This is a genomic window from Epilithonimonas sp. UC225_85 (genome assembly GCF_042695135.1).
Lineage (GTDB): Bacteria > Bacteroidota > Bacteroidia > Flavobacteriales > Weeksellaceae > Epilithonimonas.
In genome coordinates this window covers 2473865-2499993 of the sequence record NZ_CP170547.1, presented here as the reverse complement: position 1 = coordinate 2499993, position 26129 = coordinate 2473865, and the positions used below count along the sequence as shown (strand labels likewise).

The window sequence follows — 26129 nt, the reverse complement described above, 5'->3', positions numbered from 1 at the left end:
AATCAGATAAATTCCATAAAAAAGAGAAAAGAAGTTGAGGAAAATCAATAGGTAATATCCTGGTGAATCGGCCGGTATTCTAATCAGAACAGATCCGTCACTTTCCAGAACAATTATCCCCAACCATCCTACTAATGCGTATATTAAACCTTTTATATATGCCATAATTTTAATATTATATTATTTACTCAGGAATTATTGAGATTGATTTAAAAGTCGCCAGATCTCGCATAGGGATTGAAGACCAAGCCGGATTAAATGCAGTACCAGGAGGTGCATAAATATTATCGATCTTTGTCCCAGTAGAAGTAAGCGAAATAAAATACGGCACATTTACCGGATTCGGTTCTTTGATGCTTGTATTCGGATTGGTCCAGTATGTTTTTCCGTCGCCGTCTTTCTCTACAATAACAGAGACATAACCGTTTGAATAAGTCGTAAAGCAATCTGTTAAATGAACTTCATCGGATTGATTTGATCCTAATTCGCTAAGAATCAAATATGCACAGTTAACAAATTTGCTTTTGTTAATATTCACAACCGCTTTATCGGTCTGAGCATTCCAGTTGTGAATGAAGAATCCTGTATCACTTTCTCCGCTGGATCCAACTCTTTCGAAAGTGCATTGTTCGAAGCTTATATTTTGCCTGGCAAATGCTCCTATACCAACTGGATTCTTGCAGTTTTCAGATATGATATGAACTTTTCTTGCTTTGAAATTTTTATAATTACTATTATCAAGATGAATAGCATATTTACATTTTATAGCAGATATAGTTCCTCCTTCAATTTCAAAATCATTAGAAGGATTCATAACATGGCGGTAAATCTGATTAATTGCATCAAGCCTTTTCCCTGCCTCAGATGGAAATGAGCAGTCAACCGGTGCGATTTTATCCGCCATCGTTCCTTCAGGATCTGTTAATATTACAGCATTCCTGCTAAGAATAAGCTTAACAAAAGGCTTTGCTAAAATGTCATACTCTGGCCATACACCGTTTGCCACATATACTTCATATCGATTATTTTCATTATTATTTACAATGGCGTTGATCGTATTTCTGATAGAATTATAGTTATCTACATTTCTTACAACATTTATTTTTGTAACATTTTTAGGTATGTTTACAACGTACTTTGTGATGATAGAATTGAACTTAATAGATAAATCCAATCCTGTGACCTGCAATCCGTAGAAAGTTCCCGGAGGACCTTCGGAAACCTGATAGGCAGAAACCTCCGAACCTGTGCCGAAATATGGTTGTGCGGTCGAAACTTTATCCACAACAATATAATCACCTGGATTCAAAACTATTGTTGAAAAATCAATTTTTTGATATCCGGATCCCGATATATTTACTAAATGAGTAGAAACTTTTGTGAAAAGCATATTGTCAGAGCCGGGATCATCACGCAAATCATTAGCAACGTGGAAAAGAACTGTGCCGGCACCATTAAAATAGGCTTCAAGCTGATTGATTGAAACTGGCTCATCAGGCGTATAATCATAGATTATAGATTGGGTTCCAAAACCGCTACCGGCATACTCGTTAAGTTCTCCTAATGACTGAGTCCTATTTTCAAGAAAGTCTAATATTGCTTTTGAGTTAACGGGTTTATTGCTAATATAATCCAATACTTCAGTGGGAACAATCCCATTTGGAATTATAATTTTTGTCCAATCATTACCATCGAAAGTTATTAGATTCATACCATCATTAAGATCAATATCGAGATCATCTTGATTAGTATAAACTCCTGTTGCTTCTGCAATATAAATACCCGGAAGCCAGCCTCCTTCCGGCTCTGGAGTTTCGCGATTGATTGCACCTATAAATCCAGAAGAAACAGCATCTATTTTTTCATCAATAATTTTAAAGCCATTTCTCAAACTTTGTGGAATAATCCTTTGAGTGATGTTATCTGGTATCAGGCTGTATATTTTTTGCAACGTTGTCATATTACTGAATTACATTTGATTTATATTTGAATTCTTTGCAAGGTTCGTCTGAACAATTCCAATTGCTGAGGTTTGTTCTTTCAGCAAATTTTTTGAAGCTTTCGAAAATCTGATTTGCTTCTTGTCTGTATTTGTAATACAGATTTTTTCTTTCTCCAAGATCAGCTGGTTCACTTTCTGGAGTTTTCTTTTTTACAATTCCGTGAGTGGTTGAAACGATTGGCGATTTCATTAAGAATCTCGCATAAGTGAAATATGATAATACATCAGACAAACCCCAGTAGGTGTATGTCTTTGTATTGTACTCATATTCTCCACCGTTGAATATTTTTTCTTTATCCGCATCCGATAATGAAAAAAGAGACATATAAAAATCTTCACACAATAATGGCTTCAAGTCAAATTCTTGTGCTTCACGAGTAAACTGTTGGAAATTTTTATCATTATATCCAATTCCAACTTGAACTCTTTTTTCTACATCTGTTTTATTTATTAGTGCTTCCATTTCCGTATGTAAATGGGATGATCTCCCAATCTTTTTCTATTTGTTCTCTGAAATTCCAGAATAATTCTTTGAATAATCTGGATAATTTTTGACGATCATTTAAGGTTGTACGATTGTAAATATCACAGGCAACGCTTAATGATTCTCCACTTGAATTCCCCATCTTACCTTCTTCAGCATCAACTAAGATTTGTGGAATTTTCCAAGCTTTTCTGATAAAGTTTGCCGATGATTCTTCGAAGTGTTTATATTTTTCTGATCTGGTTTCGGTTGATAGTTTTTCAACTTTGATATTTCCAACTGATTTGCCTTCATCATCCCAATCATCTTCAACCATCCAAACAGATGCAGATCCATCGGATCCCATCACTTTTTTAGCATCACCTCTAAAAGCATTTTCTTCAACTGAAGATGGAAATTTTCGATGTCTGAACATCATTACATCATTAAAACTGCGATGTACAGTAGTAGAGTAGAAGTCTCCCATTGAATCTTCAACATTAGCAAACTTGTATGAGGTTTCTAATGGAGATTTCGCATAGAGATATTTTTTAGAGAATTTGAAATATATAATCTGACCTTTATAATTTTCCCATCCACCAGCTTTTTCAACTTGAGCCTGGATAACTTCAGGACGTGGATTATAAACATCAATTATATCGATTTCTGCTTTTTTTAGTTGTTTACCCCAACCATTTGGAGAAACTAATATTTTACCGATGTAATCCTTTGAATCTTCTTTTCCAAGACGACACAGGGTATAAGGAATTACTTTAAAATTTTCTTTTTCAAAATTTGCATTGTAGTTGATATGAATGAATGCACCTTTATGCCTACTACAACTTTCTGAAACATCAAACAGTAGATCATTAGGATAATAATCTTCCCAAAAATCCCCACTGATATTGATATTGGTAGGTTCTGTAAAACCACCGCCTGAAAGAAATGATTGGTTTATATCAGCACATTGCACGGCTGTTGGAGAAGCATCAATCATATTTTCTATGATCGTTGGCTTCATATTGTCGTGTCCATTAAAAACGATACCTAAAGACTTATTATAAATCTTTAGGTTATCATTTTTATAAAGTTCAACTACGCTACTTTTCATTGCGTTATTTCAGATTACTCAGCTGTTTTTTCTTCGATTTTGGCAACTAAATCTTTGTTTGTAAGGCCTTTCAGATCTTCTTCTGTATAGCCGACAGATAAAGCCTTTGCAGTCAAATCTGCTTTGTTCATTTTAGATAATTCTTTTTCTGCTGAAAATTCTTCTGGAATCCTTGCGAAAAGAGCTGAACGATTTGGATTTTCCTTGAGAAGCTTTTCGGCTTTCTCATCGGTTAAATTTGCGTTTGAATATGCTTCAGATGATCCGAAAACTTGAATTACTGCACCTTCTTTCAAAAGGTATTTTCTTTCTGACTGTGACATTGTATTATTTTTTATTGATTTGACTTTTTGGATATATCCAAGAATTTTGGAAGGACAAGTAGAACAAGTTTCTCCGAAAAATTCTTGATAGATATTAAATAATTGATTTAGGTAAAAAGTGCCGGTTTCATCTTTTCCATTAAGTATGGTTTGGATATCGGCACTTTTGAAAAATTCAATTTGTTTTAAGGTGTTGGAGTCCATAGATTTGTTGTGATCCAGGTTTCGGTTGCAGATAATGATGCTTCATCATCTTCATCATTCATCAAGAATGTTTTCAATCCAGTTGCTTCAGCTCCTTCATCCGTTGCAACTTGAATAGTTGCGGTTCCTGAATTAGCTGAAGAATCGTAAGTATCAGCTTTTAACTTCATACCGGATTCCAAACCTGCAACCTCATAAGTGATCTCACCATTCAAACCACCGTCTAATTTTTTGCTGATGGTTACAACTCTGGTTCCTTCAGCTAATGATTGAACATTCTCTTTTTCAATATCTCCACGATAAAGAACAATGAATTCATCTGTATGGGTGTAACCGTCTCCGAAATCACTTTCCACAAATGTGTGAAGCTGCTTGCTTAATTTCGCTCCTTCGGCAGGGTATATCTTTGCGCTTGTTTTCAAAACAATTGCAGTGACTTTTGTATTTTTATTTGCTAATTGAGTAGCAGCTCTATCGATATCATCAAAGTTGATATAATACTTTCCGGAATGTCCTGCTTTTGGCTTATAGCCGCATTTTTTCAGGAATCCTTTTGCTAATTTGTCATTACACGTTGCCATATTATTTTTGTATTTTAAAGCCGACATAAGCCGGCTTTGAATTAATATTAAAGAGCTGCTCTGAAGTCGTAAGGATTAACCATTTTGAAATCAATCATATAGTTTCCTTTGATGTAGATGTGTTCATCATCTCCACCAACATACTCGAATCTCAAATCTTCCAACGCTTGAGCTGAATCAACTCCAACTTGTAAAGATTCTTTTGCAGAAAACAGGGCAAAGTGAGGTAACTGCGTAAGGTTAGGTGATGCAACAGCTTTGAAATCATTCTTTCTCCATCTGTCATAATCCTTAACAATGGCAAGTCTTTCGCCGTTCACGATCAGGTCTGGCATTCCTTTCTGAATTTGCTCTTTTGAAGATTCCAACTGCCAAGCTCTAAGATATTTCTTATAATTAGCAGCTAATTTTCCAGAAGATAATAGTTGATTTCCATCAAAATCGGCTTCTTCTGTTAAATCATAGAACAAATTAAAAGCATCAGCTTCACCAAACGTCATTTGCAATGCTGCTGAAGCCGCTGAATTTTGAGAAATTGAAACAAAATTATCAGACAATTCAGGAATGGTTTTGAAGTACTGTAAAGTAGAAATCAAACCTTTATCAATGATGTCATAAAATTTCACTTTGTTTGCATCATTCAAAATATTTTGAGTTGCAATATCCTTGTCTCCCAGAAGCACAATTCTAGTTGTATCTTTTCTCATTGCATCGGTTGTAAGATCTACGATGAAATCAAAGAAATCAGATTCTTCAAGATTGTGAACATCATAACCGTTACCTAATCCCCACTGTGTAAAGTATTGCTCAAAATCAGTGTAACACATTTTGATTTTAATTTTTGCACGTCTTGGATTCCATTCTTGAGACAATGCAGGAAAAGTCGGATTTAATGATGTTCCACCACAACCATCTTCTTTTGTCGTTACATACTCAATTCCCTTCATTGCTGCAACCTGTTGACCGCCTTTGATGTTGGGAATAACCGTGAAAATATCATCTACTGTTGGAGTAGTGTATTTTTTAACAGCAATATCCTTAACTGATTGGATTGCTCTCTTATCAGTGGCTAATTGCTGAAATGCGCTTTTTACGTCTATTGCCATTATTATTTATTTTCTTGTTTCTTTGCTTCTTTTTGTTCTTCGATTCGATCCATAAAAGATTTTTCTCCACCAGGATTGATATCTTTTTCAGTGGCTCCAGGAACTTTGTAATTCGATTTTACAGACTTTGCCAAAAGAGAATGTGCTTCTTTTACTTTCAAAACTTCTCCAGCAACTTCTTCCAAAATTCCAAGGTTCTCTTTTTGGCTTTCTGAAATTGATTTTTCAATTTTTCCCAATCTACCGTTGATGGATTTTTCAAATTTTGAAAACATTTCTTTCAAGCCGGTCACTTCTTCCGGATCTTCTTTTGCTTCTTCTTCAGCAGGTGGATCTTGATTTTCATCAACTGGAACGATTTCAGAAATTGCACCGGCGGCAATCATCCATTTTGTACCATCTGGAAGTAAAGCTTCTCCGTCGGGCAATGGTTTACCGTCGGAATCATTTACCTTATCTCCAACCTTTGCTTCTTGAGCTTCAGTGATAACTGTGACAATTGAACCGTCTCCGAGAGTTTGCTCAATGTCTTTCTTTTTGCTTTTTCCCAAAAGCTTGTCTATTAAACTCATATTTGATTTTTTATTTTTGTAAGATTCGTATCGAGTAAGAAAGGATTGAATAAGTGAATCATCCTTTTGCACCAAATCGAAAAGACCGGGATTCTCATCTAAGAATTGAGTCATAATAACTCCTAAATCATCCGATGATTTGAAAAGATTATCAGTGGCCGCTGGACTGTCAACAAGATCAGAAGCGATAAAGGAAACCGGCAACAGATAGCGTTCAACAATTCCAACTTCTCCTTCAATTTCCATTTCCGGATAATCAGCATCACAAGCAAAAACAATTGAATTTCCGAACATATCCGGATTGCTTTTGGCCATATCTGAGATGTATTCGAAATATGTAATTCCCTGACCTTCTACATTGGTTTTTTTAGTGATTTCATCAAGATGAAGATCTCCTATTACTTTGTAGATACCTTCATCTTCCAATGGTCTGAAATTTTTATATCTCCCAATGAAAGTTCCAAGGGTTGTTTTACACATATTAGGATGGCCAAATCTTGACTTAACACCATTCGGCTGTGCATTTCCTTGCTCAATTAAACCATCAAGTAACTCACGGCTAAAAAAGCCATTACACTTGTCTAATCCTTCCTGAACAATAACAATATTGCTGATTACTGAACTTGCAGAATCAACTTTAATATCTTTTGAAAATGTTGCTAATGATTTTTGATGCACTTTTTCTGAATTTCTTTGACAAAATTCATTGAAAATCAGTATTTTTGTTGGTAAAGAGAATTACCAAAATGCTACTACTACTCGCATCTGTTTTGATATTAATTGGTTTTTTCGGAATTGGTTACCATTTCGGAAAGAAGTCAATGAAGCGAAAAGGAAGATATAACAGGAAAGACACGGGAAATATATTTATGAATATGCATAATTATTCTGAGTATATCAACGATCAGTATGAATGGTATCTTGATCTTTGCAAAATGGAAAATAAAAGTCCAATGCTGATAGATCAATTCAAATCAGAAATAAAAACAAATAGAAAACTCCAAGAACAATTTAATGGTCTTGGAATTAATATGTTTTCTGGAAAATAAAAAAGACCTCACTAATCGAGGTCTTTTATTTCTTTTTGAAGTTCATTCAGAAAATCTGTAATTTTTTTAAAATCTTTCTCAAGAAATTGATTGCTTCCTACTTGCTTCATTTTGTTTTCTGCGCCTTTGGTGGAGATTTCTAAAACTTCTGCAACTTGCCGAGAGTTGTACTTAAGTTTTGAAATGACAAACATTGTCTTTTCGTGAATGTTCATTTTTAATTGAATTGAGATGTTTCGGATTCATCAGTTTTGCTGTCTTCCCAAATCAAATAATCTTCCCAGAACTTCCAAGCTTGGTTCAAAAATTCTTCTTCAGATATTTTTGGTGCCAATTGTCCACCTGTCATTTCAACATTGTTTTGAAGAATCACAAACTCGAAGCTTTCATCTTCGTATGTAAATGTTTTGCGTGGTTTTCTGCGCATTTCATCATTCAACAATACCGTTTGAGAATCTTCTGAAATGATTAAAACAAACGATAAGTAAACTGGTGAATAAATATAGATGAATCTATTTTCATCTTCTGTGGGATTTTCTGCCAAAAGGAAATGTGGCAATGTTAATTCTTTCATATCTTTGCAACGATTTAAGTTTTTTAAACTTGAATTATTTGATAGACAAAGCCCCTCAAATCGAGAGGCTTTGTTGTTTTATTTATTAAATAGATTTTGAATCTTCGATTTGTTTTGTTGTAAAATGGATTTTCACATTTTTTGTTTTGTAGTCGATTTCCATTAATCCAAATTGCTTATCAGTAATAATGGTAGCATTATAATCTTTATTTGTTTTTTTTAACAATGCTAACTGCTCAGTAGCAATTTCTTTCGTTGCAAAATGCGCAAACATAATTGAAGAGAAAGCACTAATTGAGAAAGTACTTCTTGTGATTTGGGAATTAAATTTTTTTTGATCTCTTTTTGTAGCTTTTCCAGTTTTAGGAGTTAAAATGATCCAAGAGATTGTGTAAGGATTAAAAGCTGTCATAATGTTTGATTTTAGTTGTTAAACGTTGTTTGAATTATTTGATGTTGTAAAAGTACACAATATCCTGATTAGTTCCAAATATTAGAACTAATAATTGAGATATATTTTATAACTGACTGATAATCAATGCAAATATTTTTTTTTAATTTGAAAGTTTCCTAATTATCTTTCTCACTGATTCAGATGATATTTTGAATTCATCAGCAATCACTTCATAAAAACAAGTCACACATTTTTTGGCTTCTCTAAATCCATCAGGAATTCCATTCACTAATTCCTGGAACCTTTCATAAATTTCAACATCTCGAAGATATGCAGGATTGATAACGCCAATGCTTATTAAAACTTTGACATCTTCAATCCTGGATTTAATTTCTTCGTATGTTGTTTTTCTTACCATTTATTTTTTGGACATTTATATTTTTTGCTTCGAGTTGATGAAACTAAAGGACAACCGCAATCATCACAGTACGCTCCAGTAATTTCTTTCATATTCCTATCTTTCAGAAAGGCCAACACTTTACCGTGTTTTATGAATGGACAATCAAGACATATTTCAGCTCGTCGTTTTGCTTCTTCTTCGATTACCGGATCCGGAACAAAATAATTTTCCCATCCGTTTAATATGTCATTAAATTTTAGCATCATTCATTACATTTCTATCATCTGACAATCCTCGCATACCTTCTTGAATTCCGGAGAAAGCCGCGGCTGCAATGGTTGGTCCTATTTGATCAGTAATATCAACATTTACTTGATTGGTTATTTTAGCAGCTGATGAAGAAGAAATCATTCCGCCAGATGCAGCGTGTTTGACATTGTGAGTTAATGGAATTCCACCGCCTAACTGATTGATGAAAGAAAGATTTCTAAGCATTCCAGTTGATTTTTTATTGATGACAGCAAGAAGTTCATCACCCTCATAATTCACAACGTGATTTCCATAATCATCATAAAGATTTGCTCCACCCCGAGCGTGGGTATTTCCTTTTAATAAAATTCCTTTTTCGGCCTTCTTTGGAGTTCCTAATGATTTTGTCGCTGAAACGGTTAAGTTTGACAATCCAGATAATCCGGTAGCAGCACCATCTGGAACTTTAACACCCACAATTCTTCCAACGTTAGCTAATCCAGCTGCAACAGCAAAACCTGCAGCGACTGCACCTAATGCGGGTCCTACGATTGGAATTGCTGCGAGAGATTTATACGCAGCTGTAGCAGCAGCATAAGTATTAATCGATGTTTCAGCGATTGCAGCAGCTTTGCCTAAAGCAGTTTGTTTGCCAACGATTTCTGCAATATTCCCTGCAACGCTTCCAGCCATTAATAGTTTAGCTTGTTCTTTTGCTTGAGCAATATCAATACTTGCTTGAGCATATTCCGTATCAATCTGATTTAATCTTTGTTCTAGAATTATTTTATTAGCGACCGTTTCTTCATCTTGTTCTTGTTTTGCTAATTGATCTATTTCTTTTTGAACATCTTTGCGTTCTTGATTAGCCATATATTCATAATCAAGATTTTCCTGTTGAACTGCAAATTCATCATTGCCATATTTCTTAATATCAAGAAGTTTTTGCTGATGTTCTACAAGTTGTTTGAATTCCTTATTTTGTTTTAATTGTTCAGCATATTTTAGTTCAAGATCTTTTTTGGCTTTGGCCGTTTCATCTGTCAATTTCAAAGATTCAACGGAAAACTTTTGTTCAATAGCTTGTTTTTGAAGTTCTGTTAAATCTTTATTGGATAGTTCAAGTTTCTTTTCAGCTTCAAGTTGTTCAAGTTTCTTTTTGTGAATAATATCAAGACGATCATTTTCTAATTGTAGAAGTTTGTTAGTTACAAAAGTCTGCTCCTCAATTCTGGATTTGTTATTCAGGATATAAGCATCCAGTTCGGATTTCATTATATCTATTTTAGCCTTGGCATTAGCCTGCGAAATTTTTAATAATTCTTGAGCGTGCTTTTTCGCTTCATCTTCTGCTTTTTTTCTAGCGGCTTCATCTGCTTTTGCTTTGTCTTCAGAACCGTCAAAATTGTTTGTGGGTTTTTTTGCTGCCTCTTCTTGTTCTTTTCTGGCAGCATCTGCCAAAACTTTTTGTTGAGCATCATATTTTTTTCTGAAATCGTTTGCTTCTTTCAGTCCTGCATCCCCAACATCTTTCCAGGCTTTGGATGTACTTTTTTTAATTTCATCGAAGGCTTTTGGTAAAGTATTCTTAAATTTTATTGCTTCATCCATAGCTCCATCAAAATCTCCTTTAAAGAATTTTGAAATTGCTCCACCTCCAGATTTAAAACCATCGATCATTCTATCCATTGCTTTCAATATTCCCTCGAAGCATGTAATTGCAGCTTCTGGTAATGATTTGAAAACACCTCTCATATATGCAGCCGATGCATTAAATTCCCTGTCAGATACTCTTAATGCAGCAATAGCATTATAATAAACAGTTTGAATTTTTAACCATAGTAAGTCCAATTCTTTTTTAAATGCAAGAATAGAATCAGATTTCATTGCTCTCAATTTAGCGTCTTCCAATTCATTCATCTGATCCACAACCTTTTTTGTGAATTTTTGAGTTTCTGTTAATTCACTATTTTGATTTATAAGGGAATTATTAACAGCTTCCATTACTTTGACAAATCCACCAGCATCTTCACCGGCGCCCTTAAACAAATCAGCAGTTAATTGAGCTTGCTGTTTTTGAGAAAGGCTATATTTATCAGATTCTTTGGAAATCTCAATCAAGGAATCTTTGATGGTTGTTTTCCCATCAGAAACTCTTTTTAAAAGATCATCTGTGAATTGAGCACCGAAAGCATTAACCAATGCAGATCTGGCTGTTTTAGTTTGTTCAGTGATCGCTAAGCCAAATTCTTTTATGGCATCAGGAAGTTTATCTTTGAATATTCCAACATCAGCACCAGCATTTATAATGTCAATAAATTCAGTTGCAGAAAATCCAGCTTTGGCGAAAAATGCAGGATATTCTTTTATTGAATCTAAATATTCTTCATTGGCGGCACCACCCTTAATTGCACCATCTTCAATCCTTTGGAGTGCTTCTTCATAAGTGATTCCAAATTCATTGACTAAAGCCCGTGCAGCTTCTAAAGTATCTGTTTTATCTAATCCAAGTGCTTCTTCAAGTGTTTTGGCTTTAAGGGTCGCCCTATCTAAGGCATCTCCCTGCAAATTGGTTATGGATTCTGTTAACTTATTAGCCTCTGAAAGTTCCTTATTGTATTTGTAAACTTCATTTATTGCTAAACCGATTCCGACAGCAACCGCAGCAATCCATCCTACAACTGGCATTGTGCTTATAGATTTCCAAATACCCTTAGATGTTTCAATCCATTTTGTACCTAAATCTTTGACATCTTCAGTAAATCCTTGGAGGTCTCCAGCTTTAAGTTTTTCGATAGCTTCTGTAATTCCTTTGGTATAATTTCCAACATTGACTTGAGTGACACCCATATCAATGTTCAATGCTTTATACTGTCTATCTTGTTCCTGAATCAATTCTAATAAACGGCCGCCGATCTCAACATTATTTCTTTGTTCCTCATTTAAACCGCGATAGACTTCTCTATTATTTGCTAATGCTGCATTTAATTGATCGATTGATCCATCAGTTTCAACAATAATATTTAAACCATCTTTTAGTGATTCATTGAATGCATCGAGAACCGTCTTAGAGACCCTATATGCCTTTTGAGCTTCTCGAAGTTTTGATTGTTCACTTTCGTAAGCAACATTCTTTTTTTCAACAGAAACGCGCAAAGCTTCAGAAACTCTTTTTTGAGTTTCATATTCAACTGTATTTTTTTTGCCCTGACTTTCAAGTTTTCTCAATTCCGTTTCAGAATCTTTATATCGAGCGTTCACTTCATCCAAAACTTTCTTCATATCAGACGTAGAAGCTTTCAAGGATTCCATATTGTTTCGAGCGTCAGCGGCCCTCTTTATGACATTATCAAAATCAATGTCCAATTCTAAAAGTTTTATTCTATCGCTCATATTTCTATTTCTGGTTTGGTTGGTCGTTCAATAATGTTGTATGTAATCTCATTTGAGAAGTCTTCAGGATCAGGTATTAAGCTGCTACCGTCGATAGTTTTTTGAACTTTAATTATATGAGATCCTTCTTCTAATTCTGTAATTGCATAAAATTGAAATGTTATCACATTATCTTCAAGTGTGAAAGGAAATAGTATATCATCAATATACAGTTTCACTTCTCCATCAAATAATTCTAAATTTGAAGCAATTATTTTTTCAGTAATTAATACATCAGGAAATGTTGTCACATTTTTATAAAGTGCTGCATTGCTCAAAAAGAATATTCCAATTGAAGGAATTTCCGGATCGGGATTTGGATCACTGTTTATGATTTTGTTGTCAGCTTTTATCAATTCTATTTTCATCAAAGATTGAGTTTTATATGTCATTTTATTTATGATGAAAAAGCTTCCAAGCTGCTTAACATATATTCTTCTTTTGAAGTCAAAATTTGCAAATACCAATAATGGAATTTTGAATGTTGCAGTTCTTACTTTTGCTCTTTGGAGAATATTCGAATATTCAACATATCTATTCTGGATAACCTTTTGAAAATTATAATCTTCATTATTGGCAATCGTAATTTTATTTGTTGTTGCAGTCTCGGTTCCGTAAGTGTCAATTGTAAAATTCGAAACTTCTTTTTCAAGTCCGGTCAACAAAAACATTCTTCCAGATAGTGGCTGATATTTTTCTTGAAAAACACCATCTACTTGTTCTGAGCTTCTTTGCCAAAGTTGATATTGCTGAACTGAAATATCTGTACCTCCGATATTGACTTTTGTAGGATTTACAGGAGTATTGTAAAGAGTTGATTTTATTACATCTACATTTGTTTCCAGATTTGTATTGTCGATTTTAATAACTCCGTCCTTATTACTGTCTTCAGCATCTTCATATTTATATCTAAACCAATTATTTTGAGCGTAATTACCAATGATGAAAGTTTCATCTTCTTCTTCATTGAAGTAATCTGACCAATCTTCAGGTTCGTTTAAGAAAATTTCTTTAAGTGTTACGAATTCGTAAGTGTCATTAGAAGGATTTTTGATTGGAATTGAGCCAGATTGATAAATAATTTCTTTCAAAAGGTCGGAGATTTTGTAATCTTTGAAAGCCACATTTCCGGAAACATTTATTGCACTTCTGAAAACTTCTATTTTACCTTTGAAGTACCATCTTTTGCCTTGTCCATATCTATCATATATTATCAGTTGACTACTTTTCCCTATATCTTTGTAGGGTATTGATAGATTCACATCATAATAAATTTTATCATAAACTTGATTTGCAGGAAATATAATTCTTTGATCAAAATCTCCAAATTTCACTACAGGTACGTCTGTATTTTGCCATCCATAACCAGCGTATATTGTTCCAGTTATAATTACTCTATATCTTCCGGCATCCGGGGCAATCCATTTTTCAAGATCCTGGACAAATGTTGCTTCTGAATATTCTTTAACCCAAACTGAAGTATCTCCAGTATCTTCAAGTTCATTCGCATCTGAATAAGTGATGAATGTTTTATTAAGAATTTCTGGAATAATGATATTGGTATTGTATTTCTCATTGATCTGATCTACCAAATAGGAGATCCGGTAACTTGGAATCAAATATTTTCCAAAGACAGTATTGTTTTCCGGCAATTTTCCACCGTAATCAGCAAAGAAGTAATGATAAATAGAATCATCAGTTACGCCGGTTTCCCAAAACTCTTTTAATTTGCTTGCGGTTTTTGTATGATCAGATTCTGATAGATCCAAAACTCCTAATGTATCATTTTGAATTAGTTTCCAGATTTCTTTACTTTCGGAAATGAGATTGAAATTATAGGATTGATTAACGTTTTTAACTTTTACATAAGCATTTCGCATTAATAATATTCCAGATGAGTAAGCATCTGCATATGATCTTTGATAAGGAAAATTAGAATCAGAAAATCCAAGACCTTGAAAAATAATTCTATTTTTTGCCGTTTTCGGAGCTTTAATGGATTTTGAATAATCAACCACACGAGTTGATATATCGAAAATATCCATCACTTGACGAACTATTTCGATATTATCATCAACATCAATTTTCTTTTTGCTGTCTTTGGAATCTCCAATATATAGATCTATCATATTGCTGTGATGTTATATTCGTCTGGAAGTGTAATGTCAAATTCAATTTCAGTAACTTGACTTTTATAATTCAATTTGTTGTTTCCTTTGATCTCTTTTAATTTGACGAATGCACCTTCCATATCGAAAGATTCATCAATCAAAAAACCACTGTCAAAAGCTTCAGAATCAAAAGCACCCCCTTTATGTACTGTCATTTTCTTTTGATAGAAAACATAAACTTCTGGACTTTCGATGATCGACATCAGGCCCTCGGTTATTTTCTTTGCCGTTGTCTGAACATCCACTTTTTGAACTGAATAATTTTCAATGTCTTCATTTACTTTTGCTCTGATTTTTAATTGACGATTAGATTTTTTTCCGAGTGAATAACCTTTGAATTCATCCAGGCTTGATGAATTGATATCCATTTCCGGAACTCCATCAAATAGATAATAATCGAATGCTCCATATTTATTCATCCACGCCAAATAGATTCCTTTGCATTTTACTAGGACAAGGAATTCTGAATAAGGAATTCTGACAATCTTTTTTGTTGCTGCAACATATTTTGTGTGGTCTGAAGGGAATCCGTAAAATTGAACCGCTACCTGATTTAAAATTTGATCTGTATCATTGAAAGATTCTCCTTTTTGTAAAGCTCCATTGATGATATTATAATTTAGAATTTCGGTATTGTCGGAAAAGTCTTTCAATGTGATTTTCAATTCTCCACCATTCAATTCATTATCTCCATTTATTTCTTGTTCATACATAGCTGGCAATGATTGTTCTAATTTGTAGTAGAACATTTTCAAAATCTCACCCAGATTTATTTCACAATTTCCATTGTATGCCATCACAGTATTGAAAAATGGTTTTATGGTTCCGGCGGTCTTTATCTCAAAAGAACAATCAAGAAATTGATCTACACCTGATACATAGATTATATTTTCTGAGTGTGCGAAAATTGGATTTATTGGCTGGATTAAATTCATTACGCTACGATTTTAAATATTTGTGTTAGGTCAGAATTGATTCTTCCAATTGATTTAATGCCTAATTCAGCAAGCATTTTCTTCAAATCGTTTTCGAGGAAATCATCAATTACTTCTGAAATCAACCGGCCTTTGTTAAATTTGTTAGGAACCCTGATCCCATGTTCAGTTATTTTTTTTGCAATTATGAAAGCATAGAATTCAGGTCTTTTATAAAAAACAGTCGGCAATCCTTTCTTCACCATTATCCAGTTGTAAATATCTTTTGATGAAACAAACCCGGGCTTTTTACCCTGGTCCATATCAACTGAATGTTTTGCTCCGAGAATGGAAAGTTTATCACCTTCAATGAGTATTTCCAATTGCTTTTCAAATTCACCTGATGCCATCAATCCGGAATCGTGATAACGTCTTTTAATTTTCTCAACTAATTCAAGAAGATATTTCCTGTAAATGGTTTCTTTGTCTTGTGGAATTAAATCAAATTTCATCGTGCTGGATTTCAAAGGTTATTCTAAGGCCATCAAAATTGCTATCATAAGCATCTGCAACTTCTTCTGACACATCCCAAACATTAATCTTCATTCCTTCACAGTCCGGAATATGTACTTCCATTCTTTCTTGTTCTGCATAAAGTGGATTGATTTGATGCAGCAGCTTATATTCATAGGTTGGATCAGTTAAATTTGATCGAACGCCTAAAACTATTTCACCAGACCACAAACGAGATTCAACAGCTCCATAAGTATTTCTTTTGTTTCTCATTTTCTTTGAAAGAAGAAAGAAGTATTTTTTCTTTTCGCTGAATTCAAGATCAGTATCATCTTTTCCGTGCTGATTATCATCGTTGTTTTCAATGTCCTTTACATTGTTCCAATGGTCATCACCCTGAATGAAAGTCCATCCGAGCATTTGACAAGCATCTGAAAATATTTCGTCTATTAGTATCATTTTAATTCTGAATATGCTTTTTCATAATTTGCCTTATCATTTCTCATATTGAGATTTCTGAAGACCTGCCAATATGGATATTGTAAAACTTCATCTTCTTTCCATATTTTCCCTTCTGATAAAACGTGAAGTGAATTATAGAATTCATATTTTCTAAACCTGTCAACTCCAGCTTTTTCTGCTTTAGGATCTTTGGCAGCTTCTTCCATCTCATACTTCTCAGTTTCGGCAATCGATTCCAATTGTTCAATTACCCACTTGTAAGAAGAAATAACATTGACCAAAATGATTTCACCAATCTCATTTTCTTCAAGGGAATAAACCAGATTCAAAACATCATCAATATTATTTTCTCCTATATCGCTTCTCAATTCTTCAATCTGCTTCCAAGTCAAAAACCAAAAATCTTCCTGAATAGGTTTTCTTTTTTCCAAATGAATGTTTGCAGTTGCTGATTCCAGTAACTCATTCAGGATTTCTCTTTGCTCCAATGGTAGAGTAGAGTATTCTTTATATTTTATGTTGTAGTTGAACGACCCCATTGGCTTCTATCTGGTTTAACATCAAAGTATGATCTCATAACAAATGCATCTAAAATATCTGGAGAATGTCCAATCAGTTCTTTAATCTTTGCTTTTGGTAACAATTGAATTTTACCGTCATCATCTAATTTGTAAGATTGCAAACATTCCAATTCTTTGAACACTAATGTCCTATCAATATCACAATCGATCTTCATTCCTCCAGCATTGATATGTTTTGCGAACTCATATCCACATTCAGTTTTTAAGTTTTTATAAGTTTTTCCTTTTATCGGTTTTCCACCATTGTTGAATGGTGTAGCTCCTTTCAAATAACCTCGAAGGAATGAACCTAATCCATCAGCGTCATAAGCGATGTTACTTCTCATAACTTCAAATTTTTCAGCTTTATCTTTCAGAAGCTTTTCAACTTCTGGAGCTTCAATTTTACCAATTATTGTAATCTCTATCAATCTCCATCCATCCCAAACACAAACAACGAACTTATCAGATCCGTGAAGTGCTATATCAGCGGTTATATACTTTGTACCTTTAAGAGCAAACTCATTTGTAAACAAATCATTCATTGCATTGAATGAAATCAATTGATCATCTGATTCTTGTTCTTCAGCTAAATACAGCTGTTTGAATATTTTAGGAGGTAAATCCCTTTGAGCTTGTAATATTTCTTCTTCTTCAAGTATTCCTTCTCTTACTGCATCCCAAGCTGTTATTTTGAAATAAGAATATTTCTTATCAGTTTTAGCCTTTTCTTTCAGTTGATGCATCCAATTGGCAGAACCTCCAAAGTTTCCTATCAATTTCATTTGTCCACCGGTTGCAGTGATTGTAGATCTTAAAGCATAAAAAGCATCTACTTTTGCTCTCGGAGCTTCATCAAATACAATTGAGTAAACATCTTCTCCAAATAAGTTATCTGGTTTATCTGCTGACTTGAAATGAATAATTGCACCATTAGGACAAGTTATCATCAAGTTACTTTCATTGATCTTATAAAGTCCTGACCTACCTACAATTGCTCTTAATCGATTGAATGCAATTTTCGCTTGAGCATAAACCGGTGCAATCCACCAATGATTATAATTTACCTTATTCCAACTTTGATGCGCCCTTTCATAAATCCAGAAGATGTGAGAAAACGTTTTGCCTACTTTCGTAGATGCTTCAGTAATTGTGAAACGAGAATCACTATACAGGATATCTTTCTGATAATTTGTTAATTCAGGTTTCTCAACTATAATATTCATCTACTTGAATGTGATGGTTACATCTCCACTTTGATTGCTTTCTGTCTTTTCAGATAATCCAGTTTCACGGGCAATTATATTTGGATTCATCAAATCAGCTGCAGCTCCTTCAAACTTAACCGCAAAAAATAAATCTTGTATGTGTTTAGCGATGTTGCGATAAGCTTCATCTTCATTGTTAATGTATCGATTGAAAGTAGATGTATGAATGCCAGCGTAAATACAAAATCCAGATAAAGTAGGAGCTTTCATTTTGGAAACTTCTGTTTTGAAACCAGTTCCAAAAACCTTTTCTTCTTTCAGTGGGTTTTCATCTAACCATTGAAGAAACTCAACAGCTTTCTTCCATAGTTGTTGAGGTGTGTAAGCCTTCTCATTGCCTACGGCAAATCCCTTTGCTAATTGCCAGTATTTATTTCCTTTGGGCGCTGCCATTATTAGTTTATTTACTTGATAAGTTTATATTCTTCAAGTTCAGTTTCAGTTTTTTTTAACCAGTGTTTGCTGTGCTCTATATCTTCGATCACTAATTTTAGTTCTTGCTGCTCTAATTTAATTTTAGTTTCAAGATATTCTTTATTCTTTTCGGATTGGAGTAATCTATTTTTAGCTTGTTCAATCCAGTTTTCAGTTCCTTTGATGTAGTTTTGATCCATTGTATTAATTATTATTTCTTATCTTATTTTAAAAAATCCCGACCAACGTAAGTCAGTCGGGCAAAAACTAATAACCATAAAACTCATTTCCTGTGAGCTTGTGGAGAGTGTTGGAATCGAACCAACGACCTTAGGCACTGTTTTGTGTTGCAACCCTTGCTCTAACCTAACTAAGCTATACTCCCCGTGTGTCACTTCTGGCAGTGACCGCCCCCGTGCGAGATTTAAGATGAAAACAGAATGTTCACGGAAAAGACATCCGGCAAGCTCACTGTGTCTTACCCAACCATTGGGATTTGGTACAAGGTTTAAATTTCCTTTCCGCTTTAAACTTTTGTGTATCAACTCTTTTGAGATACAAATATAATCAATTGTTTCTTATTAAGAAACTTTTAGGCTGAAATTTTAATCAATTTTGTAATTCTGTCCAGTTTATATTTTTGAATATTATTTTTATTATTTTTGTCAAAACTATTTCTATGGATATATTTCAAAAAGAATCATTAGAGGCAGTACACGAAAGATTTGCAAATTTTAAAATGTTTGTTGATAATAGCTCTGGCATTCCAAAACTCTATGAGATGATGGAGGTTATTAAATCTAATCTTCTCAGCGATCTCTTAGTTATCCACAGTCCTCTCAATGCTCCAGGACAAGCTAGCGAAACACTTCAGAGATATGCGCAAACTGATTTTGTTGAACTTTTTGATTCTTATGGTAATCTATATATTCAGACCTGTAAAAATTATCTGAAAGAAGTTGGAAAGTCTAACGAATAAATTATATTTGTTTAACATTTTCATATCGGTTATTAATCTAACCCTAATGGCCTTGCGTTTGTAAGGCTATTTCTATTATCATAATTATTAATACTTTAGATCAGTCCAGTGGATAATCTTTCCGGTGAAGTCTTCATTGAAATATTCAAAGAAAGATTCCACGCTTTCAAAACCATCATTGATCGCTAAAGTCTCAATTTGTTTTTCTCTCATCCTTTTATCATCCATATACACAAATGCTGAATTCTCTAAAGAATTTTTCTGATGAAATATTTTAATTTGTTGTGTAGATAATACTTTAATTCTGGGAGCAAACCTGAACATATCTTTTGTTCTGGCATTGATAAAAAAATCAATTAGATTTCCTGGTTTCCAACGGTTCTTTTCATCTTTCCGGATTGTGTGAAGTTTTGGATGATGTGTTTTTACTTTGTAATCTTCTGGCAAAGCTTCCATTCCAATTTTCATTTCTACTGCTTTGAATTGAATTCCTTTCTGAAGAAACCCCTCCCAGATTTTTTCTACAAAATTTGTAGGTTTTCCGTTGATCTTTGTTTTGAATGATAGTATCATAATTTTTATTATTATTGTGAATGATTATATTTTTAGTTGAACCTCGCGACATAACACCACCAGATCGTTTTATTGCTTGGGAATTGGGATTAGCTCTTACTGTTGTTATAATGATTTTGATTTACTGGATTAGGAGAAAGCCTTGAATTAATCAGTACAAAACCCTGCTTGACATCCGGAACCGGTCCCAAAGTTGAAATCTAATTGAAGTCCAAGCTTCGAAATTCCTAATAGACTATTGTTTTCTTTGAATGTGTGGCCAAATAAATCTTCCTGAATTGCGGACCAATACATTATTTCAGGATTCGAATCAAAGTTTTTCCTTAGCTGTTGTTCTTCCTTCCAGAAACAATTTTGGCAATTTGAATCATCTGCAAACTTGATATCCTTATCATCCCAAAAAGCTTTAATATGTGGATGAATGATCTTATTATCTATCAATGGGAATTCTCCTATTCTCCAAATCATTTCTGACCACCTGTGAACCCATCTGGCAGATTTCGATTGAAATTCACAATGTGTTGCATACTTCCAAATGTCAGTGAATTTTTCACTTCTTTCTTTTTCATCATATCGATAACCTACACGCATTTTAACTGGTAATGTATGATGCATAAAAAGGAATTCAAAAATTGCTTGCATCTTTAAAATCGTTGTGCAAAACCTTTTAGCCATATTTGGAATTGCTTTTTTAATAGCAAGCATTTGTTCCCAACTCATACCCCGTAGCCAAATTATTTCCCTGCCAATAAGTTGTTCAAGATCAAACATTGTTTTCAAAATACTTGGATCTTCTGATGTAGCTACAAATTCATTTTGATGAGAACAATATTTTTGAAGTCTGTCATTTGCCATCTGCACTAGCTTTTTATCAAGTTGTCTTCCTGCATTATGACTGTCAATACAAACTAGGCTGAAAATCTCTAAATCAGCAGGAAAATGATAAGCTAGATAACTGGAAGTTCCTCCACCGGAAAGAGAATTAACTGTCTTCATTATGCCGCTTTTCGTATTTCGAATAATCTGTTAGCTGAAGCTTCACATATCTTTCGGGCCATTGTAACTTTTTTCGCATTTCTTTGACATACTCTATAAGTTCTGTCAAATCAAGAGTTCTAATATCTTCGGTGTAGTGTTTTGATTCAGGATGATTCTTAGCGTGTGAAGCAATAGCGTTGGCATCGTGGTTCACGCAGGCAATAACCTTTGCACACTTTTCGCCATTAACACGGGCGTTTTCTACTCCGGTAGATGTACCACCGGCACCGCAAAATAAATCAACATAAAGAAGTGTGATCGCTAAAGCTCCAAGCTTTATATATTTGTTTTTCATTTATCAGTGGATTAAAAACGGAGCTACATCCGCGACGGTTAATGGTTCTAATTGAATTTTCTTTTGTGAGTAAGTCTCAACGAAATCTTTTATTCTGAAATCCTCATAGGATTTTTTGAATCCTTTATGCACTGCTATTCTGTCTTGAAATCTTTGCAGATGATAAATAACAGTGGCGTGATGCTTTCCTATCAATTCTCCAATTTCTTCTTGAGTTTTATTGTAATATTTGTATAAAACATAACAGAATATTGAGAGAGAATCCATTTCTGATCTTTTGGTGCGTATCATCTTCTCATTGAATTTCCGGTGAAAACTATAATGTTGAACATTTCAAACAGCCTGTCAAAAGCTCGGTTTCCGTACATTTCACCAAACTCCAATAATGCTTGTGCAAGGTCTCCCTGGTACTCATCTTTGTAATTGCAAGTGAAGAAAGTCAATGCACCTGAATCATATCTTTTCTCAATCAGCTCTTTGAAAATATTTACCTTTCCGTAATTATTGGCAGTGCGTTCTGTTTTCAGATCATCGAAATATTTCTTTCCAGATTTCATTTTAATCCAGAATTGATCTTTATCATCTTGAGTTTTACAAGATTCGTAAGCATCGATCACATCATTTGCGGTTGTAGATGAAAATGATTTTTCTTTTATCTTTCTGAACATTCTGTGAAATGTTTTCATAATCGCAGTTTTTCCGTTTCCATATCCACCAATCACCAAACATCCTTTGTCGAATGAAGGTTCTGAAAATTTAACTTTCCCTCCAAAATCAATTTCTCTGATTAGATTTTCACAACTAAAGAATTTTTCATTTTTAGAAAAATAATAAAGAAGTGGTGCGAGGTTCTTGTGAGAATCAGGATTCAATAAAAACTCTTTACCATTTTGATTTTTAAAATTTCTTTTAAACTCTGATAACATTTTTTTTGTAGAGAAATCATAAACAGGTTCAATACTCAGATTTCTCAGTTTTTCCAGATATTCCTTGGTTTTTTCGGCATCTGGAATAATAACAGCGTGCTGCTTTTCGTATTCTTGAACTTTCTTTTGATCTTCTGGAGTTAATTTTTCCTTGACAGATTTCAAAAAAGCATATTTATTTCTTCCTATTGTATCCATAATTTTTAAGCTATATGAACGTTTTTACCTGGTTTGGATAATGCAGATTTCAAATTGGCCTGATCTACATTGTTAAGCCACTTCGCTTCAAATCCGCCCCATTGTTTATTTGTGATTATTTCAAAAACTTCATTCTTATCTTTTCCGGTTTTTTCAATTTCCCGAATGAAATTTTTAAAAGCAACTTCAGTATTGACTAATCTTTTTTTCTTCCGGACCTCAATGAAATGATCAACCAGATCTTTGTTGAAACCGTACTCAATCATCGCCTGTTTGAAAAAGAAGATCTTGACTTTACTTTCTTTTTTTGCGGAACTTTTTTCTTTGTTTTCTGAATTCGGATTTATCTGATAAGGAAAACTTTCTAAATTTTGATTTGAAATATTTTCTTCTGAAGCTTCAGCTTCATTATTGTTAATTGGTATATTGGTAGTATTGTAAATTTGTTTATCTATACTATCAGTGCTTTGTTCCGTGCTTTCACTTTGCTTTGAATTATGCTTTATCAATGCTTCGTCAAGTGCTTTTGTATGTGTTTCGTCAGGTGCTTTATTAAAAATTGATAGAGCAATAATATTAGCGGAATACTGATTTTTAGATTTTTCGATCATTTGGATAAATCCAAAATCAACCAATTCTTTTAAAGTATTTATGAAAGTGTTATAGGATTTTATCCCGATAGCTTCCATAACTATTGTAGTCGGAAATCCGAACTTTTCTTTCCAACCAAGACGGTTACAATGTTCAATTGCGAAAAAGTACATTGCGCTGTGATTAGGCTTTATTTTATCCGGGTTCTGGAAAGCATAATCCCAATAGTTTCTTGATAATTCATATACATTCATTTTAGTTACAGTATTAAATTTCCACTCTCATCGGTTTTAAGAGTTCTATTGCCTTCGTGGAGATTCATATGATGAAATACATTCTTAGAATCTTTTGATTGAAATACAACCTTTTGAACTTTTCCGAATCCTGGCATTGTTATTTTTTGAACACCTTTGTACAAGAAATTTTTATTCTTAAATAGAACTTCCTGATTAAGTTTTAGCTCTGATATTTTCATTAGAATAATTGGAGTTGATTTTTAAAATCCCAGGCAGCTTTCATATTTTTTTGGAGTTGTCCGAAATATGATTTTTTCAGCTCAATTAGTATTGGAATTCTATTTAGTTTAATGGACTCAACACCTTCACTGCCAATGCCGCCAAAAGGACTTAAAACAGTATCTCCTTCATTGCTCCACAAATGCAAGCATCTTCTGATGGTTTCCAGTTGAAGTGGACAAATATGTTTTTCATCCTTGTTATCCCTTGCACTTCTGTATTGAAGTGTATCAGAATAATTGATATCATACCATACTGGAGATGCATATTTTTGCCAAAGACTTACAGGCAAGAAATTTTCTTTTGTATGATCTTTATCCTGATGAACTATTGGAACTTCGTTTTCTCCAGAATTTCTAAAAACTAAAATGTAATCAGGGATTCCGGTTCTACTCAAAGCAGCGTCTTTTTTGATAGTTTTGTGAAGTAGTCCAATGGATTTAGTTCTAGTCATTTCTACTACTGGATCTTTCCATATAGTAATCCGATCGTGATAAATGAATCCGGCTTTTTGAAAAGTTTCTATCAACATTCCGGAGAAATCTCTCAATCCTATAAATCCTTCTTTCCCTTTCATTATTGGAAGATCCATACAGTGGACGGCAACCAACCTTCCTGATTTGACCTTTATTGCTAGTTGCTCTACTAGAAAAGTAAAATGTGTAAAAAATTCTTTGTAGTTTCTTGAATTTCCCATATCCCGAATATCATCTGAGTAAACAAATAATTCTGCGAACGGTGGACTGAAAACTGAAAAATCAATACTTTTATCTTCAAGTTTAGTAACTTCTTCTACGCAGTCACCCCATACTGCTTTATATCCTTTGTCCATAAGTTTTGGTTTTTAATCATTAATTGTTGCATTATTTTGAATTGCTCTTCTTTAGTTTTGATTGTCTCAATGACATTCTGCATAGTATCAGTTGTTATCAGATTAATATCTACTCGGTTTTTTTGGCCGAATCTGTGACTTCTCCGAACTGATTGATATAAACTTTCAAATGAAAAATCTGGACTCATAAAAATTTGACTAGCACAATTCTGAAAATTCAATCCATATTGAGCAATCTTAGATTTGGTAACTAATACTCTGAATTCATCATTCGCAAATGCAAGAAGCTTTTCAGCTTTTTCTTCTGGTCTATCAGCACCCGAAACCTCAATAGCTCCATCAATCATTTTTGTGACTTCAGAACTTTCTTCATTATGTTTTACCCAAACAATGTGATTTGTTTTCTTGGATGCTAATTCAGCAGCTTTTTCAATTCTTTGTTTTTTTGTTCTTCTTAATTCTCCATTGAAATCAGTTGCAGAAATTGCCAGATCATTGAACAATAATCCATTATTCAGTTTGTCAGTTTCAATTTTAAATTCTTGATAGTTAATTTCTGAGAGATCATATCCAGGCATATCAAAACCTATATCTTGAGGCTTTGTAAGCATAATAGCCCAATTGGACATTGCATTATAAAACTTATCAACTGCATGCCCTTTCAGTCTCCATTTGCTTGTGTGATCCTGATCATTGATGAAATAGGTAGCAAGCATTTCCAATCTTGTTTGATAATCAAGAAATTCAGAATGATTTCCTATTTCCATCGGATCATTGGGAGATGGAGTAGCTGTGAAAGCAAATTTGTATTCTGTATTTCTGAAGTAATCAAAAATTTGTTTTTTCAATTTTCCTTCAAAATTTTTCATAATTGAACTTTCATCAACTATCAAAGAAGAAAACTCATTGGGATTAATGTTGTGTAGATTTTCAAAATTTGTCATCACAACCTTATCCATATCGAAATCAAATTTTTCAGCTTCTCTTTTTGTTTGAGCTACTACAACCAGCGGAGAAAGTATCAAAGCTTTTTTATTCGTCTTCCTAACAGTCTGAGTGGCGGTTTCCAATTCCATAATTGTTTTACCTAATCCACAATCTGCAAAAACTCCGTACTTTGCCTTTGAAACATTTCTTTCGACAATGAATTTTTGAAAAGGAAATAAATTCTTATTCATTTCAAAAGGAGAAAATCCTTTGTGAATTTGAATTTTACTTTTTGTCTTTAAAAAATCTTGATAGTTCATTGATTTAGTTTTTCTTCAATTAATTCTTTTGCAGTTGTTTCCATCACTGTAATCTCATTTTTACTGATAGTGAGAGATTTGAATATTTTAAGTTCTGGTATGTTGATAGTATATTCCTTGGTTCCGAGATCTGCACCCAGATATACTTCGTATCCTTTAATTCTGATCATCAT

Annotated in this window: 33 protein-coding genes and 1 tRNA gene; 2 read left to right on the top strand and 32 right to left on the bottom strand. The window is 33.6% G+C overall.

Translation table 11 applies throughout. The annotated features are described in order from the left end of the window. Positions 1-184 precede the first annotated feature (184 nt). The 7 genes from ACFJGY_RS11495 to ACFJGY_RS11465 are packed head-to-tail and all read right to left on the bottom strand — an operon-like array spanning position 185 to position 7040. Entirely contained in the window at positions 185-1960 is a 1776-nt protein-coding gene (locus tag ACFJGY_RS11495; protein WP_379964023.1) for a hypothetical protein, read from the bottom strand. A gap of 1 nt (position 1961) precedes the next feature. Next, positions 1962-2465 (bottom strand): hypothetical protein, encoded by a 504-nt coding sequence (locus ACFJGY_RS11490; protein WP_379964021.1) that lies wholly within the window; start codon positions 2463-2465, stop codon positions 1962-1964. After that, positions 2446-3576 carry a hypothetical protein gene (locus ACFJGY_RS11485; protein WP_379964018.1) on the bottom strand — a complete coding sequence of 377 codons (1131 nt, stop codon included), beginning with the start codon at positions 3574-3576 and terminating at the stop codon, positions 2446-2448. The genes ACFJGY_RS11490 and ACFJGY_RS11485 overlap by 20 nt, the downstream gene beginning before the upstream one ends. 14 nt (positions 3577-3590) lie before the next feature. Next, complete coding sequence (locus ACFJGY_RS11480; RefSeq protein WP_379964016.1) at positions 3591-4103, bottom strand: hypothetical protein; 513 nt, start codon at positions 4101-4103, stop codon at positions 3591-3593. Further along, positions 4085-4711 (bottom strand): hypothetical protein, encoded by a 627-nt coding sequence (locus ACFJGY_RS11475; protein ID WP_379964014.1) that lies wholly within the window; start codon positions 4709-4711, stop codon positions 4085-4087. Before ACFJGY_RS11475 ends, ACFJGY_RS11480 begins: the two co-directional genes overlap by 19 nt. A gap of 20 nt (positions 4712-4731) precedes the next feature. Further along, a complete protein-coding gene (locus ACFJGY_RS11470) occupies positions 4732-5790 on the bottom strand; it encodes a hypothetical protein (protein WP_379964012.1) in 1059 nt (352 codons plus the stop codon). A 2-nt stretch (positions 5791-5792) separates the two neighbouring features. Next, a complete protein-coding gene (locus ACFJGY_RS11465; protein WP_379964010.1) occupies positions 5793-7040 on the bottom strand; it encodes a hypothetical protein in 1248 nt (415 codons plus the stop codon). Positions 7041-7108: 68 nt separating this feature from the next. Here ACFJGY_RS11465 and ACFJGY_RS11460 point away from each other — a divergent pair, with 68 nt between their 5' ends. Further along, a complete protein-coding gene (locus ACFJGY_RS11460) occupies positions 7109-7411 on the top strand; it encodes a hypothetical protein (RefSeq protein ID WP_379964008.1) in 303 nt (100 codons plus the stop codon). An 11-nt stretch (positions 7412-7422) separates the two neighbouring features. Here the strand turns inward: ACFJGY_RS11460 and ACFJGY_RS11455 are convergent, their stop codons facing one another. From ACFJGY_RS11455 to ACFJGY_RS11385, 15 genes are all read right to left on the bottom strand, one after another. Further along, positions 7423-7626, bottom strand: coding sequence for a hypothetical protein (locus tag ACFJGY_RS11455; protein WP_379964006.1), 204 nt, complete (start codon positions 7624-7626; stop codon positions 7423-7425). A 2-nt stretch (positions 7627-7628) separates the two neighbouring features. Then, the gene (locus tag ACFJGY_RS11450) at positions 7629-7985 is read right to left on the bottom strand and encodes a hypothetical protein (protein ID WP_379964004.1); all 357 of its coding nucleotides are present in this window, start codon (positions 7983-7985) and stop codon (positions 7629-7631) included. A gap of 85 nt (positions 7986-8070) precedes the next feature. Next, the gene (locus tag ACFJGY_RS11445; protein ID WP_379964002.1) at positions 8071-8397 is read right to left on the bottom strand and encodes a hypothetical protein; all 327 of its coding nucleotides are present in this window, start codon (positions 8395-8397) and stop codon (positions 8071-8073) included. Between the two features lie 142 nt (positions 8398-8539). Beyond that, positions 8540-8797 (bottom strand): hypothetical protein, encoded by a 258-nt coding sequence (locus ACFJGY_RS11440; RefSeq protein WP_379964000.1) that lies wholly within the window; start codon positions 8795-8797, stop codon positions 8540-8542. After that, entirely contained in the window at positions 8791-9045 is a 255-nt protein-coding gene (locus ACFJGY_RS11435; RefSeq protein WP_379963998.1) for a hypothetical protein, read from the bottom strand. Before ACFJGY_RS11435 ends, ACFJGY_RS11440 begins: the two co-directional genes overlap by 7 nt. Then, positions 9029-12421: a hypothetical protein gene (locus ACFJGY_RS11430; protein WP_379963996.1), complete on the bottom strand. Its 3393-nt coding sequence runs from the start codon at positions 12419-12421 to the stop codon at positions 9029-9031. Before ACFJGY_RS11430 ends, ACFJGY_RS11435 begins: the two co-directional genes overlap by 17 nt. Beyond that, on the bottom strand, positions 12418-14589 hold the full coding sequence (locus tag ACFJGY_RS11425) for a hypothetical protein (protein ID WP_379963994.1): 2172 nt from the start codon (positions 14587-14589) through the stop codon (positions 12418-12420). The genes ACFJGY_RS11430 and ACFJGY_RS11425 overlap by 4 nt, the downstream gene beginning before the upstream one ends. Further along, positions 14586-15566: a hypothetical protein gene (locus tag ACFJGY_RS11420; protein ID WP_379963992.1), complete on the bottom strand. Its 981-nt coding sequence runs from the start codon at positions 15564-15566 to the stop codon at positions 14586-14588. The genes ACFJGY_RS11425 and ACFJGY_RS11420 overlap by 4 nt, the downstream gene beginning before the upstream one ends. Beyond that, entirely contained in the window at positions 15566-16057 is a 492-nt protein-coding gene (locus tag ACFJGY_RS11415; RefSeq protein ID WP_379963990.1) for a hypothetical protein, read from the bottom strand. The genes ACFJGY_RS11420 and ACFJGY_RS11415 overlap by 1 nt, the downstream gene beginning before the upstream one ends. Further along, a complete protein-coding gene (locus tag ACFJGY_RS11410) occupies positions 16047-16517 on the bottom strand; it encodes a hypothetical protein (RefSeq protein WP_379963988.1) in 471 nt (156 codons plus the stop codon). The genes ACFJGY_RS11415 and ACFJGY_RS11410 overlap by 11 nt, the downstream gene beginning before the upstream one ends. Further along, on the bottom strand, positions 16514-17059 hold the full coding sequence (locus ACFJGY_RS11405; RefSeq protein WP_379963986.1) for a hypothetical protein: 546 nt from the start codon (positions 17057-17059) through the stop codon (positions 16514-16516). Before ACFJGY_RS11405 ends, ACFJGY_RS11410 begins: the two co-directional genes overlap by 4 nt. Beyond that, on the bottom strand, positions 17035-18306 hold the full coding sequence (locus ACFJGY_RS11400) for a terminase large subunit domain-containing protein (RefSeq protein WP_379963984.1): 1272 nt from the start codon (positions 18304-18306) through the stop codon (positions 17035-17037). Before ACFJGY_RS11400 ends, ACFJGY_RS11405 begins: the two co-directional genes overlap by 25 nt. Then, positions 18307-18741, bottom strand: a complete 435-nt coding sequence (locus tag ACFJGY_RS11395; RefSeq protein ID WP_379963982.1) for a terminase small subunit — start codon at positions 18739-18741, stop codon at positions 18307-18309. A gap of 11 nt (positions 18742-18752) precedes the next feature. After that, positions 18753-18962, bottom strand: a complete 210-nt coding sequence (locus ACFJGY_RS11390; RefSeq protein WP_379963980.1) for a hypothetical protein — start codon at positions 18960-18962, stop codon at positions 18753-18755. Between the two features lie 101 nt (positions 18963-19063). Beyond that, positions 19064-19148 (bottom strand) — tRNA-OTHER (locus ACFJGY_RS11385). 293 nt (positions 19149-19441) lie between these two features. Between ACFJGY_RS11385 and ACFJGY_RS11380 the strand changes: the two genes are divergently transcribed. After that, positions 19442-19741 (top strand): hypothetical protein, encoded by a 300-nt coding sequence (locus tag ACFJGY_RS11380; RefSeq protein ID WP_379963978.1) that lies wholly within the window; start codon positions 19442-19444, stop codon positions 19739-19741. 87 nt (positions 19742-19828) lie between these two features. On the opposite strand, the gene ACFJGY_RS11375 is transcribed toward ACFJGY_RS11380, so the two are convergent. From ACFJGY_RS11375 to ACFJGY_RS11330, 10 genes are all read right to left on the bottom strand, one after another. Further along, the gene (locus ACFJGY_RS11375; protein ID WP_379963976.1) at positions 19829-20314 is read right to left on the bottom strand and encodes a hypothetical protein; all 486 of its coding nucleotides are present in this window, start codon (positions 20312-20314) and stop codon (positions 19829-19831) included. Positions 20315-20461: 147 nt separating this feature from the next. Then, complete coding sequence (locus ACFJGY_RS11370; protein WP_379963974.1) at positions 20462-21310, bottom strand: hypothetical protein; 849 nt, start codon at positions 21308-21310, stop codon at positions 20462-20464. Then, complete coding sequence (locus tag ACFJGY_RS11365) at positions 21297-21647, bottom strand: DNA cytosine methyltransferase (RefSeq protein ID WP_379963972.1); 351 nt, start codon at positions 21645-21647, stop codon at positions 21297-21299. The genes ACFJGY_RS11370 and ACFJGY_RS11365 overlap by 14 nt, the downstream gene beginning before the upstream one ends. Before the next feature lie 3 nt (positions 21648-21650). Beyond that, positions 21651-21914, bottom strand: coding sequence for a hypothetical protein (locus ACFJGY_RS11360; protein ID WP_379963970.1), 264 nt, complete (start codon positions 21912-21914; stop codon positions 21651-21653). Between the two features lie 20 nt (positions 21915-21934). Beyond that, a complete protein-coding gene (locus ACFJGY_RS11355) occupies positions 21935-22771 on the bottom strand; it encodes a hypothetical protein (RefSeq protein WP_379963968.1) in 837 nt (278 codons plus the stop codon). A gap of 5 nt (positions 22772-22776) precedes the next feature. Next, on the bottom strand, positions 22777-23616 hold the full coding sequence (locus ACFJGY_RS11350) for a hypothetical protein (protein WP_379963966.1): 840 nt from the start codon (positions 23614-23616) through the stop codon (positions 22777-22779). Between the two features lie 5 nt (positions 23617-23621). Beyond that, positions 23622-23837 carry a hypothetical protein gene (locus ACFJGY_RS11345; RefSeq protein WP_379963964.1) on the bottom strand — a complete coding sequence of 72 codons (216 nt, stop codon included), beginning with the start codon at positions 23835-23837 and terminating at the stop codon, positions 23622-23624. Beyond that, on the bottom strand, positions 23837-24709 hold the full coding sequence (locus ACFJGY_RS11340; protein WP_379963962.1) for a DNA-methyltransferase: 873 nt from the start codon (positions 24707-24709) through the stop codon (positions 23837-23839). Before ACFJGY_RS11340 ends, ACFJGY_RS11345 begins: the two co-directional genes overlap by 1 nt. Next, positions 24670-25956, bottom strand: a complete 1287-nt coding sequence (locus tag ACFJGY_RS11335) for a helicase-related protein (RefSeq protein ID WP_379963960.1) — start codon at positions 25954-25956, stop codon at positions 24670-24672. The genes ACFJGY_RS11340 and ACFJGY_RS11335 overlap by 40 nt, the downstream gene beginning before the upstream one ends. Further along, positions 25953-26129, bottom strand: a complete 177-nt coding sequence (locus ACFJGY_RS11330; RefSeq protein ID WP_379963958.1) for a hypothetical protein — start codon at positions 26127-26129, stop codon at positions 25953-25955. The genes ACFJGY_RS11335 and ACFJGY_RS11330 overlap by 4 nt, the downstream gene beginning before the upstream one ends.

Coding starts and splice junctions, on each gene's coding strand:
- ACFJGY_RS11420 (WP_379963992.1), bottom strand. CDS start 15,566: ATGAATTTAATCCAGCCAATAAATCCAATTTTCGCACACTCAGAAAAT.
- ACFJGY_RS11370 (WP_379963974.1), bottom strand. CDS start 21,310: ATGAAGACAGTTAATTCTCTTTCCGGTGGAGGAACTTCCAGTTATCTA.
- ACFJGY_RS11495 (WP_379964023.1), bottom strand. CDS start 1,960: ATGACAACGTTGCAAAAAATATACAGCCTGATACCAGATAACATCACT.
- ACFJGY_RS11335 (WP_379963960.1), bottom strand. CDS start 25,956: ATGAACTATCAAGATTTTTTAAAGACAAAAAGTAAAATTCAAATTCAC.
- ACFJGY_RS11490 (WP_379964021.1), bottom strand. CDS start 2,465: ATGGAAGCACTAATAAATAAAACAGATGTAGAAAAAAGAGTTCAAGTT.
- ACFJGY_RS11470 (WP_379964012.1), bottom strand. CDS start 5,790: ATGGCAATAGACGTAAAAAGCGCATTTCAGCAATTAGCCACTGATAAG.
- ACFJGY_RS11455 (WP_379964006.1), bottom strand. CDS start 7,626: ATGAACATTCACGAAAAGACAATGTTTGTCATTTCAAAACTTAAGTAC.
- ACFJGY_RS11360 (WP_379963970.1), bottom strand. CDS start 21,914: ATGGATTCTCTCTCAATATTCTGTTATGTTTTATACAAATATTACAAT.
- ACFJGY_RS11415 (WP_379963990.1), bottom strand. CDS start 16,057: ATGAAATTTGATTTAATTCCACAAGACAAAGAAACCATTTACAGGAAA.
- ACFJGY_RS11475 (WP_379964014.1), bottom strand. CDS start 4,711: ATGTCGGCTTTAAAATACAAAAATAATATGGCAACGTGTAATGACAAA.
- ACFJGY_RS11390 (WP_379963980.1), bottom strand. CDS start 18,962: ATGGATCAAAACTACATCAAAGGAACTGAAAACTGGATTGAACAAGCT.
- ACFJGY_RS11425 (WP_379963994.1), bottom strand. CDS start 14,589: ATGATAGATCTATATATTGGAGATTCCAAAGACAGCAAAAAGAAAATT.
- ACFJGY_RS11330 (WP_379963958.1), bottom strand. CDS start 26,129: ATGATGATCAGAATTAAAGGATACGAAGTATATCTGGGTGCAGATCTC.
- ACFJGY_RS11345 (WP_379963964.1), bottom strand. CDS start 23,837: ATGAAAATATCAGAGCTAAAACTTAATCAGGAAGTTCTATTTAAGAAT.
- ACFJGY_RS11355 (WP_379963968.1), bottom strand. CDS start 22,771: ATGGATACAATAGGAAGAAATAAATATGCTTTTTTGAAATCTGTCAAG.
- ACFJGY_RS11340 (WP_379963962.1), bottom strand. CDS start 24,709: ATGGACAAAGGATATAAAGCAGTATGGGGTGACTGCGTAGAAGAAGTT.
- ACFJGY_RS11395 (WP_379963982.1), bottom strand. CDS start 18,741: ATGGCAGCGCCCAAAGGAAATAAATACTGGCAATTAGCAAAGGGATTT.
- ACFJGY_RS11430 (WP_379963996.1), bottom strand. CDS start 12,421: ATGAGCGATAGAATAAAACTTTTAGAATTGGACATTGATTTTGATAAT.
- ACFJGY_RS11445 (WP_379964002.1), bottom strand. CDS start 8,397: ATGACAGCTTTTAATCCTTACACAATCTCTTGGATCATTTTAACTCCT.
- ACFJGY_RS11400 (WP_379963984.1), bottom strand. CDS start 18,306: ATGAATATTATAGTTGAGAAACCTGAATTAACAAATTATCAGAAAGAT.
- ACFJGY_RS11350 (WP_379963966.1), bottom strand. CDS start 23,616: ATGAATGTATATGAATTATCAAGAAACTATTGGGATTATGCTTTCCAG.
- ACFJGY_RS11480 (WP_379964016.1), bottom strand. CDS start 4,103: ATGGACTCCAACACCTTAAAACAAATTGAATTTTTCAAAAGTGCCGAT.
- ACFJGY_RS11365 (WP_379963972.1), bottom strand. CDS start 21,647: ATGAAAAACAAATATATAAAGCTTGGAGCTTTAGCGATCACACTTCTT.
- ACFJGY_RS11405 (WP_379963986.1), bottom strand. CDS start 17,059: ATGGGGTCGTTCAACTACAACATAAAATATAAAGAATACTCTACTCTA.
- ACFJGY_RS11485 (WP_379964018.1), bottom strand. CDS start 3,576: ATGAAAAGTAGCGTAGTTGAACTTTATAAAAATGATAACCTAAAGATT.
- ACFJGY_RS11460 (WP_379964008.1), top strand. CDS start 7,109: ATGCTACTACTACTCGCATCTGTTTTGATATTAATTGGTTTTTTCGGA.
- ACFJGY_RS11450 (WP_379964004.1), bottom strand. CDS start 7,985: ATGAAAGAATTAACATTGCCACATTTCCTTTTGGCAGAAAATCCCACA.
- ACFJGY_RS11410 (WP_379963988.1), bottom strand. CDS start 16,517: ATGATACTAATAGACGAAATATTTTCAGATGCTTGTCAAATGCTCGGA.
- ACFJGY_RS11375 (WP_379963976.1), bottom strand. CDS start 20,314: ATGATACTATCATTCAAAACAAAGATCAACGGAAAACCTACAAATTTT.
- ACFJGY_RS11380 (WP_379963978.1), top strand. CDS start 19,442: ATGGATATATTTCAAAAAGAATCATTAGAGGCAGTACACGAAAGATTT.
- ACFJGY_RS11435 (WP_379963998.1), bottom strand. CDS start 9,045: ATGATGCTAAAATTTAATGACATATTAAACGGATGGGAAAATTATTTT.
- ACFJGY_RS11440 (WP_379964000.1), bottom strand. CDS start 8,797: ATGGTAAGAAAAACAACATACGAAGAAATTAAATCCAGGATTGAAGAT.